The sequence below is a fragment of the Campylobacter novaezeelandiae genome, from assembly GCF_004323845.1.
GTDB lineage: Bacteria > Campylobacterota > Campylobacteria > Campylobacterales > Campylobacteraceae > Campylobacter_D > Campylobacter_D novaezeelandiae.
In genome coordinates this window covers 40,302-59,285 of sequence record NZ_QPGR01000001.1, presented here as the reverse complement: position 1 = coordinate 59,285, position 18,984 = coordinate 40,302, and the positions used below count along the sequence as shown (strand labels likewise).

The 18,984-nt window shown below is 26.4% G+C and carries 14 protein-coding genes; 5 read left to right on the top strand and 9 right to left on the bottom strand.

The window, feature by feature from the left end; translation table 11 throughout:
- Nucleotides 1–17: 17 nt before the first annotated feature.
- From DU473_RS00265 to DU473_RS00235, 7 genes are all read right to left on the bottom strand, one after another.
- Nucleotides 18–593: a ComF family protein gene (locus DU473_RS00265; RefSeq protein ID WP_131166070.1), complete on the bottom strand. Its 576-nt coding sequence runs from the start codon at nt 591–593 to the stop codon at nt 18–20.
- Complete coding sequence (mapA, locus tag DU473_RS00260) at nt 590–1,234, bottom strand: outer membrane lipoprotein MapA (protein WP_131166069.1); 645 nt, start codon at nt 1,232–1,234, stop codon at nt 590–592. Before mapA ends, DU473_RS00265 begins: the two co-directional genes overlap by 4 nt.
- A gap of 114 nt (nt 1,235–1,348) precedes the next feature.
- A complete protein-coding gene (gene lepA, locus DU473_RS00255) occupies nt 1,349–3,139 on the bottom strand; it encodes a translation elongation factor 4 (protein WP_131166068.1) in 1,791 nt (596 codons plus the stop codon).
- 71 nt (nt 3,140–3,210) lie between these two features.
- Complete coding sequence (locus DU473_RS00250) at nt 3,211–4,842, bottom strand: ATP-binding cassette domain-containing protein (RefSeq protein ID WP_131163292.1); 1,632 nt, start codon at nt 4,840–4,842, stop codon at nt 3,211–3,213.
- Nucleotides 4,842–6,755, bottom strand: coding sequence for an iron chelate uptake ABC transporter family permease subunit (locus tag DU473_RS00245; RefSeq protein ID WP_131186348.1), 1,914 nt, complete (start codon nt 6,753–6,755; stop codon nt 4,842–4,844). The genes DU473_RS00250 and DU473_RS00245 overlap by 1 nt, the downstream gene beginning before the upstream one ends.
- On the bottom strand, nt 6,752–7,579 hold the full coding sequence (locus tag DU473_RS00240; RefSeq protein ID WP_131163290.1) for an ABC transporter substrate-binding protein: 828 nt from the start codon (nt 7,577–7,579) through the stop codon (nt 6,752–6,754). The genes DU473_RS00245 and DU473_RS00240 overlap by 4 nt, the downstream gene beginning before the upstream one ends.
- Nucleotides 7,580–8,344 (bottom strand): ABC transporter ATP-binding protein, encoded by a 765-nt coding sequence (locus DU473_RS00235; RefSeq protein ID WP_131163289.1) that lies wholly within the window; start codon nt 8,342–8,344, stop codon nt 7,580–7,582. It abuts the gene before it with no gap.
- A gap of 140 nt (nt 8,345–8,484) precedes the next feature.
- On the opposite strand from DU473_RS00235, the gene DU473_RS00230 reads away from it, so the two are divergent.
- From DU473_RS00230 to DU473_RS00215, 4 genes are read left to right on the top strand one after another with little or no spacing between them, the layout of a single operon-like run.
- Nucleotides 8,485–10,506 (top strand): TonB-dependent siderophore receptor, encoded by a 2,022-nt coding sequence (locus tag DU473_RS00230; protein ID WP_131186347.1) that lies wholly within the window; start codon nt 8,485–8,487, stop codon nt 10,504–10,506.
- 31 nt (nt 10,507–10,537) lie between these two features.
- Nucleotides 10,538–11,791, top strand: coding sequence for a TolC family protein (locus tag DU473_RS00225; protein ID WP_131166063.1), 1,254 nt, complete (start codon nt 10,538–10,540; stop codon nt 11,789–11,791).
- A complete protein-coding gene (locus DU473_RS00220; RefSeq protein ID WP_131166062.1) occupies nt 11,792–12,532 on the top strand; it encodes an efflux RND transporter periplasmic adaptor subunit in 741 nt (246 codons plus the stop codon).
- 2 nt (nt 12,533–12,534) lie between these two features.
- Nucleotides 12,535–15,546 (top strand): efflux RND transporter permease subunit, encoded by a 3,012-nt coding sequence (locus tag DU473_RS00215; protein ID WP_131186346.1) that lies wholly within the window; start codon nt 12,535–12,537, stop codon nt 15,544–15,546.
- Between the two features lie 10 nt (nt 15,547–15,556).
- On the opposite strand, the gene lpxD is transcribed toward DU473_RS00215, so the two are convergent.
- Both lpxD and DU473_RS00205 read right to left on the bottom strand, forming a co-directional pair.
- Nucleotides 15,557–16,513, bottom strand: coding sequence for a UDP-3-O-(3-hydroxymyristoyl)glucosamine N-acyltransferase (lpxD, locus tag DU473_RS00210; RefSeq protein ID WP_131163284.1), 957 nt, complete (start codon nt 16,511–16,513; stop codon nt 15,557–15,559).
- 19 nt (nt 16,514–16,532) lie between these two features.
- The gene (locus tag DU473_RS00205; protein ID WP_131186345.1) at nt 16,533–17,912 is read right to left on the bottom strand and encodes a replicative DNA helicase; all 1,380 of its coding nucleotides are present in this window, start codon (nt 17,910–17,912) and stop codon (nt 16,533–16,535) included.
- Nucleotides 17,913–18,038: 126 nt separating this feature from the next.
- On the opposite strand from DU473_RS00205, the gene DU473_RS00200 reads away from it, so the two are divergent.
- Nucleotides 18,039–18,968, top strand: coding sequence for a DUF2860 family protein (locus DU473_RS00200; RefSeq protein WP_131186344.1), 930 nt, complete (start codon nt 18,039–18,041; stop codon nt 18,966–18,968).
- Nucleotides 18,969–18,984 lie beyond the last annotated feature (16 nt).

Here is an 18,984-nt window from a genome sequence, read left to right as displayed (position 1 = left end):
AACACTATTGTATCAAATTATTCTTTTGCATCAGCTAAAACAAGTGCAAAAAGAACAAAAATTTTATTTTTTTCTAAAAGCTCTTTAGCTTCTAATAAACTAGAGCCAGAAGTTACAATATCATCAACTAAAATAACAGGATGATTAATTTTTTTCAATAGTTTAAAATTTCTTTTATTTTTTTGACGAAACTGTATATTTTTTCCTGAATATTTTACATTAGATTTAGCATGAAGTGCACTATAAATTGGCTGAATACTTTTACTTTTTAAATATCTAAGCAAAATTGCTGAATGAGAATAAAGCATATTTTCAACCTTATCATCTAAGGCTATAGCATTAATTTTTAAATCTGGATTAAAAAAATTTTTAAATTTTTTAAAACTTAATTTTGCGAGCATATTAAAAACAAAATACCCATAAAAATGATGTTTAGAATATAAAAGATGTTTAATCTGTTCGTATTTATAAAAAGAATAAACTTTAAAGTTTTTATCAAGGACTCTCACACCTAAGGAAAACTCTTTTAAGTTATTTTTACATTTATCGCAAAATCCTAAAAGAGTAAATTCCCCGCAATTAAAACATTTCAAAGCGAAGCAATAATACTTGCAGCTTTATTAGCCATTTGTTTAATTAAAAGATGGGTATAAAAAGTAATTTCTTTTAAATTATCAAAACCTTGAACATCCTGTTTTGTGCGTATGGTAAATTTTCTATTTTTATTTACATCATAAAGGGATAAAACACCAACTAATCTAGAATGAAGTCCAGTAGAATCTTTTTTAGAATTATAATCAATAAAAGCTAAATCAACTTTTGTTACATAAGGGGAATTATCATTGTTATTTTCTAATACTACAATTCCTCTAGATTCAAGTTCTTGCTTTAGATAAATATAAAAAATAGCATTAAATTTAGCATCAACAAAATATTTTTGATCATTGACTAATAAGGTTTTTTTATCCTCATTTAAATCATAAAATCTATGTAAATAAACTTTTTTTAAAGCTACACCAGTATCAAGAGTTCTTTTATTTGCACAACACTCAATCCCTACATCACTAATATATAAAAGTCCTTTGATTTTGGCTTCAAATCCACTTGGACTTTCACAAGAACTACAGTCTAAATTTTTAGAAATTTGATTTACTTGAGCAAAAGTATCTTGACGATTTGCACAAGCACTTAAGATAAAAATACTTGCTATAAAAATCACAAGCCTAATAAACATCATATCTCCTTAACTTTCTATAATTTTAATTGTATTTAAAAACTAAGCAAAATTCAAGCCATTTTTTAAATATATAAAAAATAAAAACTTTTATAAAATTAAATATTTTAATTATTAATCAATTTTTAGAACACTTAAAAATGCTTCTTGTGGTAGATGCACTTTTCCAATAGCTTTCATTCTTTTTTTACCTTCTTTTTGCTTTTCAAGCAGTTTTCTTTTTCTTGTAATATCTCCACCATAACATTTTGCAGTAACATTTTTTCCCATAGATTTTACATTTTCTCTTGCTATGATTTTATTTCCAATGCTAGCTTGAATAGCCACTTCAAAAAGCTGCCTAGGAACTATTTCTTTCATAGCTTTTACAAGCTCTCTTCCTTTTGAAAGCGCTTTTTCATTTGGAACAATAATACTTAGTGCATCAACATTTTCACCCGCTACCTTAATATCAAGTTTAACAAGATCTCCTACTCTAAATTCAATAGGCTCATAATCAAAACTCGCATAACCTTTGGTAAGACTTTTTAATTTATCATAAAAATCCATAACTATTTCATTTAAAGGTATATCATATTCAAGCAAAACTCTTTGAGTGGTGATATAATCCATCTTTACTTGAACCCCTCTTTTGCGGTTTAAAAGAGTGATTAAATTTCCTAAAAATTCACTAGGTGTTATAATTGTAGCTTTAACATAAGGTTCTTTAATAAAATCAATCTTATTAACCGGTGGAAGTTCGCTTGGATTTTGAATTTTTAATATTGTTCCATCTGTTTGATAAATTTCATAAGTTACAGTTGGCGCAGTAGCAATAAGATCAAGATTAAATTCTCTTTCAAGTCTTTCTTTGATCACCTCCATATGTAAAAGCCCTAAAAAGCCTACTCTAAAACCAAAACCTAAAGCCAAAGAAGTTTCTGGCTCATAAGTAATAGAACTATCATTGAGTTTTAATTTATCAAGAGCATCTCGTAAATCTTCAAATTTATCCGTTTCTATAGGATAAAGCCCTGCAAAAACAAAAGCCTTTGCTTTTTCAAAGCCAGAAATAGGTTCTTTAGCTTTATTTTTTACAAGGGTTATTGTGTCACCAACTTGAACATCGCTTACATTTTTTAAGCCTAAAACTACAACTCCCACTTCACCTGAATTTAAAGTTTTTGTTTTGATGGGACTTAGAGGATGAGGATAAAAAAGATCTTGAACTAAATGTTTTTTATTTGTGCTCATGATTAATATTTCATCATTTTTAGCAATTTGCCCTTCATAAATTCTTACTAAAGCTAAAGCACCTAAATAATTATCAAACCAAGAATCATAAATTAAAGCTTTTGTGGGTGCTTCGTTATTAATTTTTGGTGCTGGAACTTTAGTAATAATTGCTTCTATTAGCTCTTGTATACCTTGACCTGTTTTTGCACTTACGCAGATTGCTTCTTTACAATCTATACCTATAATATGTTCTATTTCATGTTTTACTTTTTCTATATTAGCTGAAGGAAGATCAATTTTATTGATCACTGGAATAATCTCAAGGTTATTTTCTAAAGCAATATACACATTAGCTATGGTTTGCGCTTCAACACCTTGAGTGGCATCAACCACAAGCAAAGCTCCCTCGCAACTTGCTAATGATCTACTAACCTCATAAGAAAAATCAACATGGCCTGGCGTATCTATTAAATTTAAAATATATTGTTGATTATTTAAAGTATATTCCAAACGCACAGATTGCGCTTTGATAGTAATACCTCTTTCCTTTTCTATATCCATAGTATCCATAACTTGATTACTCATTAATCTATCGCTAATAGCTCCACATTCGCTAATAATTCTATCCGCTAATGTACTTTTTCCGTGATCAATATGAGCTATAATTGAAAAATTTCTAATATTTTGCATTAATTTTTCATACCTTAAATATTTTTTATAAAATTTAATTTTATCAAAAGAACAATTTAAAAACAATAATTTCAAATTTGCTCAAAAATATTTTTATCCAACTCTTTTCTTTCTTCTTGATTTAATTCTTTTAAAATACCTTCTTTCATTAAAATAACCCTATCTGCTAAATAAAAATATTTATCATCATGAGTAATGGCAAAAATAGTATAATTTTGCTTTTGAAGCAAAGGAAGAAGTTTAGTATAAAAGAAATTTCGATAAACAGGGTCTTGATCGGCTCCAAATTCATCTAAAATTAAAAATTTTTTTCCTTCCATAAGGGTTAAAAATAAAGCAAGACGTTTTTTTTGCCCTTGTGATAATGCAGTGGTTGAAAGATTAAAATCTTGAATTTTTACCTTATGACTTAAATTTAAAATTTCCAACCAATAAGATAAATTTTCTTTTTCTTTATCTTCGCAAACAACCTTATCAAAAAGAAAAAATTCAGAAAAAACAACGCCAATTTCTTTTCTATAAATATGAATATTTTCTTCGTTTAATAAAATATTATCTATTCTCATTTCTCCTTGATAAGTTTTTAAAATTCCTGATAATATTAAAGATAGAGTTGATTTGCCACTACCATTTTTTCCGATACAAAAAATAAGTTCTCCTCGATTTATTGTGAAATTTATATTTTTTAAAGCAAAAGAAGAGTTAGGATAATTAAAACTAATATTTTTTAATTCTATATTTTTCCAAGAAGAAAAATCTTCTTTTGTTTCTTTAAAATCTTCTTCATAAAAAGCAAGGTTTAATCTATTGATCTTATCAAAAGAAAGTTTTGCATTTAAAACCATAGGAAGTGCTCCTATAGCAGAAATCAAAGGTGTCCTTATAAATAAAATAATAAAAACTACCATAGTAGCCTCATTAAGTTGCATCCAAGAAAATGATAAAGATAAATAAATAATTAAACCAGCCAAAGCTAAAATCATAGCATTTAAAAGATTGTTAGCTAGATTATGCAAAGTATCAGCCTTGATAGCATTGATACATTTTGAATTTGCATGAGTTTTAAATTCTTTTTCATAAAATAATTTAGTTCTTTTTATGCTTAAATTTAATTCTTTATGACCTTCTATTGCTACTTGATAGTCTTTTTGCAAGATATCTTCATTGCCTCTAACCAGATCAAGATAGTAATAAACGTATTTAACTATAAAATGGCTGATTAAAAAAGCAGTCAATAACCATAAAAAAACAATAAGAAAAATTAAAGAATTTAAAGAAAAGATATAAACACTAGCACAAAAAGCAAATAAAAATCCCTGTAACATTTCAGGCAAACGCATAATCCCAAAGGAAATATTTTTAATATCGTTATTTAAACTAGCTAAAATTTTAGCTTTTCCAAGTTCTAAGATTTTTAAATTTTCTGTATCTAAAATTCTTTTAAGAAAGAATTTTTGCAATCTAAAAACAAAATGATGACCAAAACGAGTTAAAAAAAATTGGGCTATTATAGAACTTAATAAAAAAATTAATACCAAAAGAAAAAAAATAAAAAGCACAAAATAATCATTATAAAATTTAAGAACATAAGAGTTAATATAGGTTAAAACAAAAATTCCCATAATAGAGCTAAAAATATTTAGCATAAAAAGTAAAAAAAAATAAAATTTATATTTTTGAAATAAAAATAAAAAAGTTTTCATTAGTTTTTTCTCACCATAAAAATAAAATATACACTACCTAATAAAGTTGCAATAATACCTAAAGGAATTTCATAAGGAAATGTAAAGATTTTTGATAGAAATTCAGCCAAAAGCATTACTAAGGCTCCAATGAGTGTTGCTAAAAATAATTTAATTTTTATATTTTGAACAAAAAACAAATTAGCAAGATGTGGGGCTAACAAGCTTACAAAACTAAAAGGACCAGTATTTAAAACAATTAATACACTTATTAATGCACAGAAAATAAGCAGAATAATTCTTATCTTAAAAAGATCAAGTCCGATACTCATTGCGCAAATTTCTCCCAAGCGTAAAGCATTAAGCCATCGAATAAAAAATGGGATAATTAAAAAAGAAACAAATGTAAAAATACATATAATTAAAGCATTTGTAGAATCGGCATTTAAAATTCCAGCTTGAGTAAAAGCTAAAAAACTATAAACTCTTACATCTGCGCTTAATAAAACCAATTTAAAAAAAGAATCAGTCAAAAACATAATACAAACACCGAGCAAAATAATTTTTTGTATATTGATTTTTTTTACAAAATAAAGAAAAATTAATAAAAATAAAACGATTAAGGCTCCAATCAATGCTAAAGGCCATATAAGAAATGGTACAAACCATAAAGCAAAAAGCACTCCTAAACTAGCACCAGAATTTATACCCAAGAATTCACTTGAAGCCATAGTATTAAAACTTAAACGTTGTAAAATAAAGCCTACAATCGCCATTAAAGCTCCACTACACGCCAAAATAATAAGTTTATAAAATCTTAAATCAATAATTTCTTTTGAAATTATAAAATTTATACTTAAATTTGAAAAATCAAAGTATAAATTCACTATAAAAATTAAGACTAATAAAATAAAACCTATACCAAATAAAATATATTTAGAAACAAAAAAATAATTTCCATCTAAAAAATCGTTGTTATTGGGATAAATTTTTATTTTTTTAAAAATAATATAAATTAATAAAGGCACCCCTAAAAAAGATACCACACTTCCTGTTGGCAAGTTGATATCTTTTAAAAGTTGTAAAAGTTGTAAAATTAAATCAATATTTAAAAGTGAAAATCCCCCTATTAATGAACAAAATAAAAATTCTGTTTTTATATCATCAAATTTAAACTGATGTATCAAAATACTTGCAAATAAACCTAAAAAAGCTATTGATCCTACAAAAGAAATAACTAAAGCTATAAAATACGCACTAAGTGCTAAAGTAATTATTTTGCTTAATATTACATTAATTCCAAGAGATTTTGCAACAATATCCCCCAGAGTTAAAACCTTAAAAGAAGCAGAAAAAAAATAAAGAAAAACAAACCCTATACTAGAAAAAAAAGCAATTTGAAAAAAATCTTTCAAGCCATTTTGTGTAAAATAGCCGCTATTATAAAATAAAAAAGTTTTACTTTCTTCTGGGTATAAAAGAATAAATAATGAAATTAAAGCACTAAAAAATAAAGAGCTCATTAAACCTAATAAAATAATACTTACGTTATTAAATCTTTTTTTATATCCCAAAACAAAAATAGGTATCAAAATAATAATAGCTCCAATAAAAGCTATAATAATTTTAAAATTTTCATAAAAAAAAGGAAAAAACAAACTAGCCAATAATAAAAAAAATCCAGAAGCTGAAGAAACGCCTAAAGTTGTATCGCTAACTAAGATATTGTGCATAATTTTTCGCAAAAGCAAAGAGGCTAAAGAAAGCAATATACCGCAAATAAAGCACACCCCTACTCTACTAAGGATATAATTTTTCAAAATAAAAACAAATAAATCATTGTGGTAATTTTTTAAATTTAAAAATTCAAAATATGATACTAAAAATAATAAGATTAAAAACAAAAACACTAATGAAAAAATAATTTTTTTCATTTTAAATTATCCTTTAAATACTTTGCAAAACGCTCTATGCTTAATAAGCTTCCTGCACTCCAAATAGGATCTAATTCTATATAATCTTCAAATAAAGGTATTTTTTGATAAAAAGGATTATTTTTGAATTCTTTTTTTATGTTAAAAGGGTGAGGTTTTATAATAACTATTTTTGTATTTTGAGGAAGTTCTAAAAGATTTAAAAATGAAATATTATCAACACCCCAAACATTTTTAACTTCTTTTTTATAAGCATTTTTTAATCCAAGTTCTTTTAAAACAAGTCCAAATATACTATGATTTGTGTAAATTCTTAAGTGCTTAGGATCAATAAATTGCACAATAGCCAAGGGTCTATCTTTGGATTTAATTTGAGTGCTAATTTCTTTTAAAATATTTTTTGTATTTTCTATAAGTACTTGTGCTTCTTTTTCTTTTGAAAGTATAACTCCAAGCTGTAAAACAGCATTATTGATATTCTCATAAAGATCGCCTTCTTTATAAAAATCTATATTATAAATTTTAGTATATTTTCGCAAAGAATGATTATTAAATGAAAATAAAGAAGAAGAAATTAAAATATCAGGTTTTAACATTATAACTTGTTCTAAATTTGGTTTAACTCTTAATCCTAAATCTAAAATATTATTTGGCAAACGAGGTTCCTTAACCCAAGTATTATAACTTTTTTTATCTCCTACTGCTTGAATAGGATATCCTAATAACATCATAGTTTCAGCCGCAGTCCAATCAAGTGAAATTACTTTTAATTCTTTGGAAAAAAGACTAAAGCTTAATAAAAATATTAAAAAAAATTTTAACATTTAAAAAATAGCTACCAAAGAGTTTTTTTTAGGATGTTTTAAGATAGTATTTTCTATCTTAAAAATTCTTTTAATATTTTTTTCTTTCATGAATTCTAAATTATTGTCATGAAAAATAATTTTTCCTTCTTCTAAAGCAATAATCTCATCACAATAACAAGCTGCAAGATTAATATCGTGTAAAATAATAATCACTCCTATATCAAGCTCTTTGCTTATTTTGGCAATAAGTTTCATAATATCAAATTTATAAGCTATATCTAAAGCAGCTAAAGGCTCATCAAGAAGCAAGAATTTACTTTTTTGTGCTAAAAGCATTGCTAAAAAAGCTCTTGTTCTTTCCCCTCCTGATAAAAATTGCATATCTTCATTGCTCATATAATCAATATTGGTTAATCTCATAGCTTCATTAATAATATCTTCATCATTTTGTTTTTTGATAAAACTTTCATAAGAAAAACGTCCCATTTTTACAAGCTCTTTAACGCTAATATGATACAAATGAGGTAAATGCTGAGGCAAATAAGCTATTTTTTTAGCAAAGTCTTTAGATGAAAAACACTTTATATCTTTTTTATCAATTAAAACTTGTCCTTTTTGAATTTTGATCTGTTTTGCTAAAATTTTTAATAAAGTAGATTTTCCAGATCCATTATGTCCCATTAGAGCATAAATTTTCCCACTTTCAAAAGAAAGCGAACAAGGATAAATAATATGTTTTTTTTCTTTGCTAAATTCTAAATCAACCGCTTTAAGCAATGCCATAAATTACTTTCTTCATCGAAAAATTCAAATTTTAATTGTAACAAAAACTTAATAAGTTTTATTTAAAAAATAAAATTATACAATATTTTTTTAATAATGAGATTAACTCTCATAATTATAAATTTTTATTGAGGAAAATAATGAAAATTTCAAAATTAGTAATATTATCTTTAAGTGCGAGTTTGGCTTTAGCACAAGAAGTTGGGAATTTAGATGAAATTAGTATAGTAGGAAGTGTAGAAAAAGGCAAAGAAGTTGATTATCTTAATCCAAGAAATATAACCGTTATTGACTCAGATACCATTGAAAAAATGGGTTTTACTCAATTAGATGAAATTATACGTTATGAAAGTGGATTTTTATCCCAACCTTATGGATCTGATCTTGATACTACAGATTGGCTTAAATTAAGAGGTTTTGATGCGACTTTAACATTAGATGGAACAGCTATTTATAAAGGAGGATATTTTGGTTTTTCTCCTGACATTTATGGTTTAGAAAAAATTGAAATTATAAAAGGAGCTGATTCAATAAGTTATGGCTCATCACAAAGCGGTGGGATTATTAATCTCATTAGCAAAAGACCACAAAAAAAACCCTTTGCTGAAGTTGGAGTTAAAGTTGGAAATTTACAACAAAATGGAATATTTTTTGATGTAAATGATCAATTTTTAAAAGATAATACTTATTTTAGATTGGTGGGTAATTATCAAAGAGAAAATGGACAAGTTGATAAAACATGGCAAGAGCATTATTATATAGCCCCTAGTTTAAATATAGAAATCAATGAACAAACATTTTTAACTCTTTTATCAAGTTTTCAATACGATCAAGGAGTTCCAACAACAGCTTTTTTTCCAGCTTATGGCACACTTATTAATACCCCAAATGGCTATATAGATCCTAATACAAATTTGGGCTCCCCTTTTAGTGATTATCTAAAAAGAAGTCAAGTTTCTTTAGGTTATGAATTTATTCATTATTTAAATGATGATTTATATTTTAGTCAAAATTATAAATTCAATATGGAAAATAAAGATCAATTTTCTGTTAGTTTTTCTTCTCTTGATCCATCCAATTCAAATAAAGCCAAAAGATCTTCTGTAATTGTTGATGGTATAGCAAGAACGCACACTATAGATAATAGATTAAATTACACAAAAAAATTTGGAATTATAGAAAATAATCTTATTACCGGAGTTGATTACCAATACGCTTATGTAAGAGGTAAATATGGCTATGGAATGGCAAGCGATGTAGATATTTTTCATCCAGATTATACCCCGCAAACCAAAAGTGATGTTCCAACTTATTTAGTCAAACAATCCCAACTTGGCTTATACCTTAAAGATAAAGTCAAAATAGATAATTTTATTTTCAATGCAGGTTTACGCTTTGATAAAGCAAAAAGTGATTCAAAAAGCTTTGGAGCAAAAAGTGATTATAATGTCAATCACACTTCTTTGCAAAGTGGTATAATGTATGTTTTTGATGATTTAGGATTAATGCCTTTTATCAATTACTCACAATCTTTTAGACCTATAGCAGGAAATGATGGCAATGGAAATAATTATAAACCTTATGAAGGAAGACAATATGAAACAGGTATTAAATATCTTCCTTATTTTATAGATGCTGAATTTTATCTTACTTATTTTGATCTCAAAGAAAAAAATGCTCTCATAAATGCACCTAGCGGAAGTTTTGCTTCTATTCAAAGTGGAAAACAAATTTCAAAAGGTGTAGAATTTAACTCAAATATTCACTTTAATGATATTTTAAATTGGCTATTAGCTTATACATATTATATTAAAACAAATACGGATTTAAATACCATAGAAACAATTAGAACTCCACAAATGCCTAAAAATACATTATCATCTTACTTGATTTATACTTTTGCACTTGATAATAAAAGTTCTATTCAAACAATGTTTGGAGTAAGATATGTAGGATCTAGCACAGATGAAGCCGGAAATAAAGGTCTTAAGATTCCTTCATACACTCTTTATGATACAGGGGTAGTGTTTAACTATAAACAATGGCAAACAAAGCTTAATATAGATAATATTTTTAATAAAAAATATGTTAGTTCTTGTTATTATAGTTGTTATTATGGAGAAGGAATTAGAGCGAGTTTAAGTTTATCTTACAAATGGTAAAGTAAATAATATTTTAACCGATCTGGTTACAATGAGATATTTTATTATTTTTTTACCTTTAATTTTATTTGCATCAAATTTAAAAGAGTTTATTGAGTTAAGCTTAAAAAATGAACAATATCAAATTAAGACTATGCAAAATATGCAAAGTTCTTTTGAAATTCAAAGCTTAACTTCATCCTATATGCCAAATTTAAATTTGGATATAGGATATGTGGCTCTTAATAAAGATCGCCTTATCACAGATCCTCAAGAAAGTTTTTATACAAAATTAAGCCTTAATTTTCTTTTGTATGATGGAGGCAAAAGAGAAGCTTTAATTAATTCTTTAAAATTTAAAAAAAATATTACACAATTAAGCAAGGGGCAAAGTAAAAATTATCTGGCCCTTAAAGCTTCAACTTTATATTTTAATTATCAAAGTCTTAAGGCTATCATTAAATCTAGCGAACAAAAAGAGTTATTTTTAGAAAACACTTTGCAAAGATTAAAAAAATTTTACAAAGTAGGACTTAGCTCACAAAATGAACTTGAAAGCATTAATGCAAAATATCATTTAGCTAAACTTGAACTTTCTAAAAATTTATTAAAATTAGAAGAAATTAAAAAAGATATAAGAATTTTAACCACACAAGATTTTACCCCAGATAAATTAAATTTTTTAAAGGATCCAAGCAAAGATTTTAAAAACAATAACCTAGAATTTTTAATAGCCAAAGAACAGATTAATCAGGCCAATGAAAAATTAAAAATTGCAAAATCAAGCTATTTGCCTAAAATATTTTTACAAAATAATTTTATATTTTATAAAAACAATTATAATCCAAAAATTCCCTCCATTTATCAAAATTTAGTCAATGATTTTTTTAAAGAGCATGCTCAAAGCAATCAATTTATTATTGGAATGCAATGGAAAATTTTTGATTTTAATCAAAGAAGCAAAGAAGTGGAAAAAGAAAGGCTAGAAGTTCAAATTGCAAATGCTAAAGCTAATCTAATCAAAAGAGAAAATGAACAAAATTTAGAATATCTCCAAAAAAATTTAGATATCCTAAAAGAACAAATTAATGCTTTAAGCTATGCCTTAAAAGCTAGCGAAATAGCTTTTAAAGTGGTTAATGAAAAATACTCTGCGGGACTTTGTTCTTACATAGAGTATTTAGAAGCCTTAGAAGAAAAGTTTAAAGCCTTTAGCAATTTAGAATTAGCCAAAAATGAGCTTGAAATTACTAAAGCAAATTATTATTTCTTAGCAGGAATTGATATAAAAAACAAGGTTTTATAAATGAAAATTATTATATGCTTAATTATAAGTTTTTATACACTTATAGCTAAAGAACTTTATGCAAGTTTTAATGTTGAAGCTTTAAATCAAAGCAAATTAAGTCTAGAAAGCATAGGCATAGTTAAAGAAATTAAAGTAAAAATTTCAGATCATGTAAAAAAAGGCGATGTATTATTAAGCCTTGATACAAGCAAAGAAGAAATTGCTTTACAAAATGCACAAAATGATTATAAGTTAGCTTTAGCTAAATTTAATAATATAAAATCAAAAATGACTAAATTTACTCAAGTTCAAAATTTTATCGATAAACAAAGTTATGAAGATATTAAAACTGAATTTAATATAGCTAACTTAGAACTTCAAAAAGCAAAAATTAATATAGCTTATTATAAAAATTTAATAGATAAAAAAATTCTTAAAGCCCCTTATGATGGCATTATTTCTGATAAAACTATTCAAGTGGGCGAAGGAGTGGCTGGGGTAAATCAAATTTTATTTAAAATTTTTTCTTATCCAGAAGTAAAACTTATACTTAGTTTTGATGAAAAATATAAAGACGAAGTAAAATTGAATCAAGAATTTATCTATAAAATAGAAGGCAAAGAACAAACATTTAAAGGAAAAATTTCGCTTATTTATCCAAGCATAGATATAAAAACAAGAAAAATTTACGCAGAAGCAAAAGCACAAAATTTAACACCAGGGCTTTTTGGCGAAGGTAAAATCATCATCAAAGATTAAAAATGTATAAATTTGCCATAAACCGACCTATTGCCACTTTAATGTTTTTTTTAGCCCTTGTAATATTTGGTTTATTCTCTGCTTTTACCATGAATGTAAACTTATTTCCAAATGTAAATATCCCGCTTATTAAAATAAGTGCAAAAGCAAATGGGGATTTAAATTATATGGAAAGCAAAATCACAAAAGAGCTTGAAAACGCTATAAGTGAGATAGATGGACTCAAAACCCTATCTTCTGCAAGCTATGATAATTTTAGTGTTATTTTTGCAGAATTTAAACTTGATAAAAATTTAGAAGTTGCTGCTAATGATGTAAGAGATAAGCTAGGAACTTTAGCCCTTGATGCTAAAATTGAAATAGAAAAAATCTCTTCTGATTCTGGGGCAAATATAAGTTTATTTTTTAAATCCAACAATTCTTTAGAACTCATGCAAATCATTGAAGATAAAGTTAAACCTTTTTTACAAAGGATTGATGGAGTAGGAAAAATTAATGCTATAGGATTTTCAAAACCACAAATTCGAATACAGCTTGATATAAATAAATTACAAAAATATAATCTTAATGCTTTAGAAGTTGCAAATATTATTAAAAATCAGAATTTTAAACAAGGTCTAGGAGAACTTGAAAATAAAGAAAACAATTTTATACTCAAAGGATATTTTGAAGCAAAAACAATTGATGAGCTAAAAAAAATAAGAATTTATCCAGGAGTTTTTTTAAGCGATATTGCAAAAATTGAAAATTTATATGAAAACCAAAAACAAATCGCCTTTTTTCAAGATAATGGAGTTTTACTAGAAATCAATAAAATCAGCAATTATAATGCTTTAAAAATGATTAAAAATGTTAAAAAAGCTTTAGAAAATTTAAAAAATGAATTGCCTAAAAATATAGAATTTAATATCCTCTATGATAAAAGTGCAAACATAATAAAACATTTAAATCAAGTAATTTTTGATATGATTTTTGGAGTTTTTTTAACCTTAATTATAGTATTTTTATTTTTAAGAAATTTAAGTGCTACTATTATAGCTTTTGTTGCTATTCCTACCTCCATTATAGCGACTTTTTTTATTATAAATATTTTAGGTTATGATTTAAATCGTCTTACTTTTATAGCTCTTACTTTAAGTATGGGAATTTTTATTGATGATGCTATAGTTGTAATTGAAAATATCACTAAAAAGCTTAAAAATTACTCTGCTTTAGAAGCTTCTTACTTAGGTGTTAAAGAAATTGGTTTTAGCATATTAAGTATCAGCGTTGTTTTACTTTGCGTTTTTGTGCCTATTTCTTACATGAACTCTATTTCAGGGCTTTTTTTTAATGCTTTAGGCATTAGCGTTGCTTCAGGAGTTATTATAAGCTTTTTAGTTTCTATACTTTTAATACCAAGCTTAAGTGCTAGATTTTTAAATTCTAAAGAAAGTAGTTTTCATCAAAAAAGTGAGATTTTTTTTATAAAAATAGAAGACTTTTATAAAAATTTACTTTATAAAATACTAAAAAACAAAATTCGTTTTATTGTTATTACTTTTATTTTTCTTTTATCCTGCTTTGCTTTAGCTCTTAAAATAGGACTTGATTTTTTGCCTATGGAAGATGATAGCGAATTTCAAGTTTTTATCGAAAGCAAGCAAGATCTTAGTTTAGAAGCTATGAAAGATAAATCTTTAAAAATTTTAAATCAAATTAAACAAGATAAAAGAGTTGATTATGCTTATTTATTAGTAGGCCACAATGATGCCAAAGAAGCATCAAAAGCAAAAATTTATATCAAATTAAAACCCCTAGAAGAAAGAAAAGAAAGACAAAAAACCATTATTAGCGGATATAGAACATTATTAAAAGATAATAATCTTAATATTAAAGTTTTAGAAATACCAAAAATAGATGGAGCTGGTATTGACGATCCTGTGCAATTTTTAGTTTTAGGAGATGATTTAAATAAAATCAAAGAAGCCACTTTAAGAGCAAAAGAAGTTTTATCACAAAATAAAGCTATAGTAGATATAGATGATGACTCTAATGCAAAAAAAGCAGAAATAGCACTTTTTATCAACCAAGAAAAAGCTAAACTTTTAAATGTAAATCCTTATTATGTTGCTGAAATTTTAAAATATTCTTTTAACAATTTAATTATAGGAAGTATGGATAGAGCTAATTCAAAAGATGATATTGTTATAAGTTTGGATTCTAAATTTAAGCAAGATATAGATTCTTTAAAAAAAATACACATTAAAAATAATCAAGGCATAGATCTTGATCTTTCTAGTGTGGTAGATTTTTTATACAAAGAAGATATTAAATCAATCCATCATTACAATAAAAATCGTAGCATCAAAACTACAGCAGGGGTTAATAATATCTCCTTAGGAGAAGTTCAAAATTTAATACTCAAAAATATGGATTTTATATTAGGAAAAGACAATCTAAACTATGCCTTTTCAGGTTTTATCAATCTTTTAGGAGAAACAATTGATGGCTTTATTTTTGCTATTACTCTAGGTTTTATTCTAATCTATCTTGTATTAGCAGCACTTTATGAAAGTTTAATTTTGCCTTTAATTATTATGATTACCATGCCTTTAGCTTTTGGTGGAGCATGTCTTGGACTTTTTCTCACTGGTCATAATTTTTCTCTTTTTGTTTTAATTGCCATTATTTTACTTTTTGGTATGGTAGGTAAAAATGCTATTTTACTTGTGGATTTAGCCAATAAAAAATGTCATGAAGGATTAGATCCTGATGAAGCTTTAATTTTTGCTGGCAAATCAAGGCTTAGAGCTATTTTAATGACTACTTTTGCTATGATTTTTGCCATGTTACCCCTTGCTCTTTTTAAAGGTTCAGGTTATGAAGCAAATTCTCCTATGGCAATCAGCGTTATTTTTGGACTTATAAGTTCAACTCTTTTAACCTTGCTTGTCGTGCCTGTATTTTTCAAAACTTGTTTTAATTTAGATCTAAAAATAAGAAAAATTTATGAAAGAAAAAAACTGCTTTAAAGCTAAAGCATTATTTTTCTTTAAATTTTAAAGCAATTTTTGCTTGAAGTTTAAGCCAATCTTTTTGAAGCATTATAGGAAAACCCCCATAAACTTTTCCTCCATCAAGGTTTTTACTCACTCCTCCTCTTGCTGCAATAGTTGCAAAATTTCCTATCTTTAAATGCCCGCTTGTTGCACTTTGTCCACCCATGATAACATTGCGTCCAAGCTCACTAGAACCAGAAATTCCACTTTGTGCTACTATAATACAATTTTCACCTATATGACAATTATGACCAACTTGAACTAGATTATCTATTTTTGTTCCTTTTTTAATAACTGTGCTATCAAAAACTGCACGATCTATAGTTGTACAAGCTCCAATTTCTACAAAATCTTCTAAAATTACATTGCCATTATGATAAATTTTGTAATGTTCGCCATTTTTATTATGTGCATAGCCAAAACCATCACTTCCTATAACACAATTTGCAAGCAAATGACATTTTTTACCTATCTTGGTATCATTGTAAATTACAACATTAGGATGGATAATAGTATCATCGCCTATTTCTACATTATCCCCTATATAAGCTCCTGCCATGATAATAACATTTTCTCCTATGAGGATATTATTTCCAAGATATACATTTGGCATAATTTTCGCACTTTTTGCAATCTGTTGTTTTTTTTCTTTAACATCTGAAATCAAACTATTGGCAAAAATTTTACTTAGAAAAGCAAAATGAAGGTGCGCATTAGAGCTTATTAAAACTTTTGTATGTTTAGGAACTAAATGCTCATATTCTTTTGCTATTAAAATAGCACCAGCACCTGTATTTGCTATATCTTTAATATTTTTTTCTCCATCACAATAAGTAAGTTCCATAAAATTAGCTCTTAATAAAGAATTTAAAGCTTTAATCTCTAAATCCTCCCCTTTATAATCCAAACTTAAAAAATCAGCAATTTCACTTAATTTCATTTTAAACCCTTTTTTATAATCAACCATTAAATTCAACACTTTCAAATCTTGGCTTTTCAGCAAATGAAGATTTATCTTTTAAAAATAAAACTTCACACATTCCTACTGGTCCGTTTCTATTTTTCCCTACAATAATTTCAGCACTCTCTTGTAGAGGATTTGGCATAAAATTTCTTTGATAAGCTTTTCCTTCGGCTTTAGCTTTATTTTCTCTTTCTTTTTCTTCTTGCTCTCTATAAACTTCATCTCTATATACAAATAAAATTGTATCAGCATCTTGTTCTATTGCTCCGCTTTCTCTTAAATCGCTTAACATTGGACGCTTATTAGATCTACTTTCTAACGAACGATTTAATTGAGATAAAGCAATAATTGGAATATCAAGTTCTCTAGCTAAAAGTTTTAACCCTCTTGAAATTTCACTTACTTGTAAATGCCTATCATTAAAATTAGAATTGCTCATCATAAGTCCTATATAATCTATCACACAAAGCTTTATTCCCTCTTCTTGCGATTTAAGACGTCTTAAAATGGCTCTTACATCTGTGATTGTTATATAACCACTATCGTAAATATAAAATTTTTTCTCCACATAATCATTACAAGCATCACCCACACGATCCCATTCATTATCATTTAAATCAGCAGTGATAATTTTTTGCAAAGGAATGGAAGTTTTTGCAGAAAGCATTCTTTGCATAATCTGAACGGCTGGCATCTCTAAAGAAAACATTACCACTCCATAATTTTGCCTTAGGGTTTTTTCTATAAAATTTAAACATAAAGTTGTTTTGCCCATACCTGGCCTTGCCGCAACAATAATAAGCTCCCCTCCTTTAAAACCCTTAGTCATAGAATTAAGTTCATAAAATCCAGTATCAAGCCCTATCAATCCTTTATCTTCTAAGCTTTTTTGTTTTTTAAATTCTTCCAAAAGTTCACTTATAACAATCTCTGAGCTTTTAATGTCATTAGAATTTATTCTATTGGTTAAATTAAAAATTTCTTTACCAATTTCATCAGAAATTTCACTGACAGGACGTTCTTCATTAATACGACTTGGTAAAAGATAAGCAAAATTTAAAAGTTGTCTTTTGATTGATTTTTCTTTAAGCTCATTCACATAAGCAATCAAATCAATCATGGTAGGTGTTGCTATAATTTCATTTAAAATATCTTCATCGATATTTTTATTGTATTTTTTAATAAAACTTACACTAATAGGACTATTAGCATTTACACAAGCAATAATAGCCTTAAAAATATCTTGATGCGCTTTTAAACTAAAATCTTTTACTTCGATATCTCCAGCTATACTAGCATAAGCATCTTCGCTATATAAACAAGTACTTAAAATAGCTCTTTCTAAATCTAAGTCAAAATATTCTTGATTTTTCATCAATTCTTAACCTTTGAATAACTTTATATACCAAAATTTTAACAAATTAAAATAAATTTATATGAAATTAATACAAATTTCATTAACATTACCCCTTTTTATTTTCAAAACTAGAAGGAGAAAAAATTGAAAAAAATATTATTATCCTTGTGCTTTATTCCGTTATTCTTAAGCGCAGCAGATTTTAACCAAGGTTTTAGTGGAAATATTTCACTTGGATTTGGTATTAGAGATATCAAAAGCAACCTTTCACCTTTAGCTGATCGTGACTATATAAATAGCATCAACGAAAATCCTCACTCTAGCACTGATGCAAGTATGCTCTTAGGATTTGAACTTTATTATGGCGGTTTGATTGATAATGATAGACTTTTTTTAAAAAATTACAATGGAAGAGATATTAGTGGCATTTCTTTAGGTTATGAAAGAGCATACTTAGAAAAATTTACCTCTTCTTTCGCATTTGTTAGCTCATTAAGAGAAAAAGCTTATGCTAATCCTTATCTTATAAAACAAAACAGAGAAGAAACTGATGTAAGTAAATTTGGTATTAAATTGGGGACTAGCTATGAAATTGATGCTTTACAAAATATAAATTTAAGCTATCTTTTTGCAAAAAATAAAATTGATAAAGAACTAATTCCATATAATTCTTTAAAACGTGAAGGATATTTTCATCAAATTGAATTAAAATATAATTATTCTTTTTTCAATGCGGGTATAAATTATGATTACAACGATGCAGATGGTAAAGCACAAAGCTTTTCAAGATATGGAGTTAGTGCTGGAATAAATCATCCTTTTATGCAAGATTATATTTTATCTCCTGAAATAGCTTTTAATAAAATAGAGGCCAAAAAAACAAACGTGCTTTATAATAAAAAAGCTTCTGGAAATGAGATAAAATTTAATTTAAAAGTTGTTAAAAATAACTTCTTGGATAATAAAAATCTTTACTCGTATGCTACTTATATTCTTAAAAAAGAAAATAATGATATTAATTTTTATGATGAAACCTATCAGATATTTTTAGCAGGAATTGGCTATCGCTTCTAAAAAAATAAAGCTTGAT

Coding starts and splice junctions, on each gene's coding strand:
- DU473_RS00235 (WP_131163289.1), bottom strand. CDS start 8,344: ATGGCATTGCTTAAAGCGGTTGATTTAGAATTTAGCAAAGAAAAAAAA.
- DU473_RS00205 (WP_131186345.1), bottom strand. CDS start 17,912: ATGAAAAATCAAGAATATTTTGACTTAGATTTAGAAAGAGCTATTTTA.
- DU473_RS00240 (WP_131163290.1), bottom strand. CDS start 7,579: ATGTTAAAATTTTTTTTAATATTTTTATTAAGCTTTAGTCTTTTTTCC.
- mapA (WP_131166069.1), bottom strand. CDS start 1,234: ATGTTTATTAGGCTTGTGATTTTTATAGCAAGTATTTTTATCTTAAGT.
- DU473_RS00220 (WP_131166062.1), top strand. CDS start 11,792: ATGAAAATTATTATATGCTTAATTATAAGTTTTTATACACTTATAGCT.
- lpxD (WP_131163284.1), bottom strand. CDS start 16,513: ATGAAATTAAGTGAAATTGCTGATTTTTTAAGTTTGGATTATAAAGGG.
- lepA (WP_131166068.1), bottom strand. CDS start 3,139: ATGCAAAATATTAGAAATTTTTCAATTATAGCTCATATTGATCACGGA.
- DU473_RS00230 (WP_131186347.1), top strand. CDS start 8,485: ATGAAAATTTCAAAATTAGTAATATTATCTTTAAGTGCGAGTTTGGCT.
- DU473_RS00225 (WP_131166063.1), top strand. CDS start 10,538: ATGAGATATTTTATTATTTTTTTACCTTTAATTTTATTTGCATCAAAT.
- DU473_RS00250 (WP_131163292.1), bottom strand. CDS start 4,842: ATGAAAACTTTTTTATTTTTATTTCAAAAATATAAATTTTATTTTTTT.
- DU473_RS00215 (WP_131186346.1), top strand. CDS start 12,535: ATGTATAAATTTGCCATAAACCGACCTATTGCCACTTTAATGTTTTTT.
- DU473_RS00245 (WP_131186348.1), bottom strand. CDS start 6,755: ATGAAAAAAATTATTTTTTCATTAGTGTTTTTGTTTTTAATCTTATTA.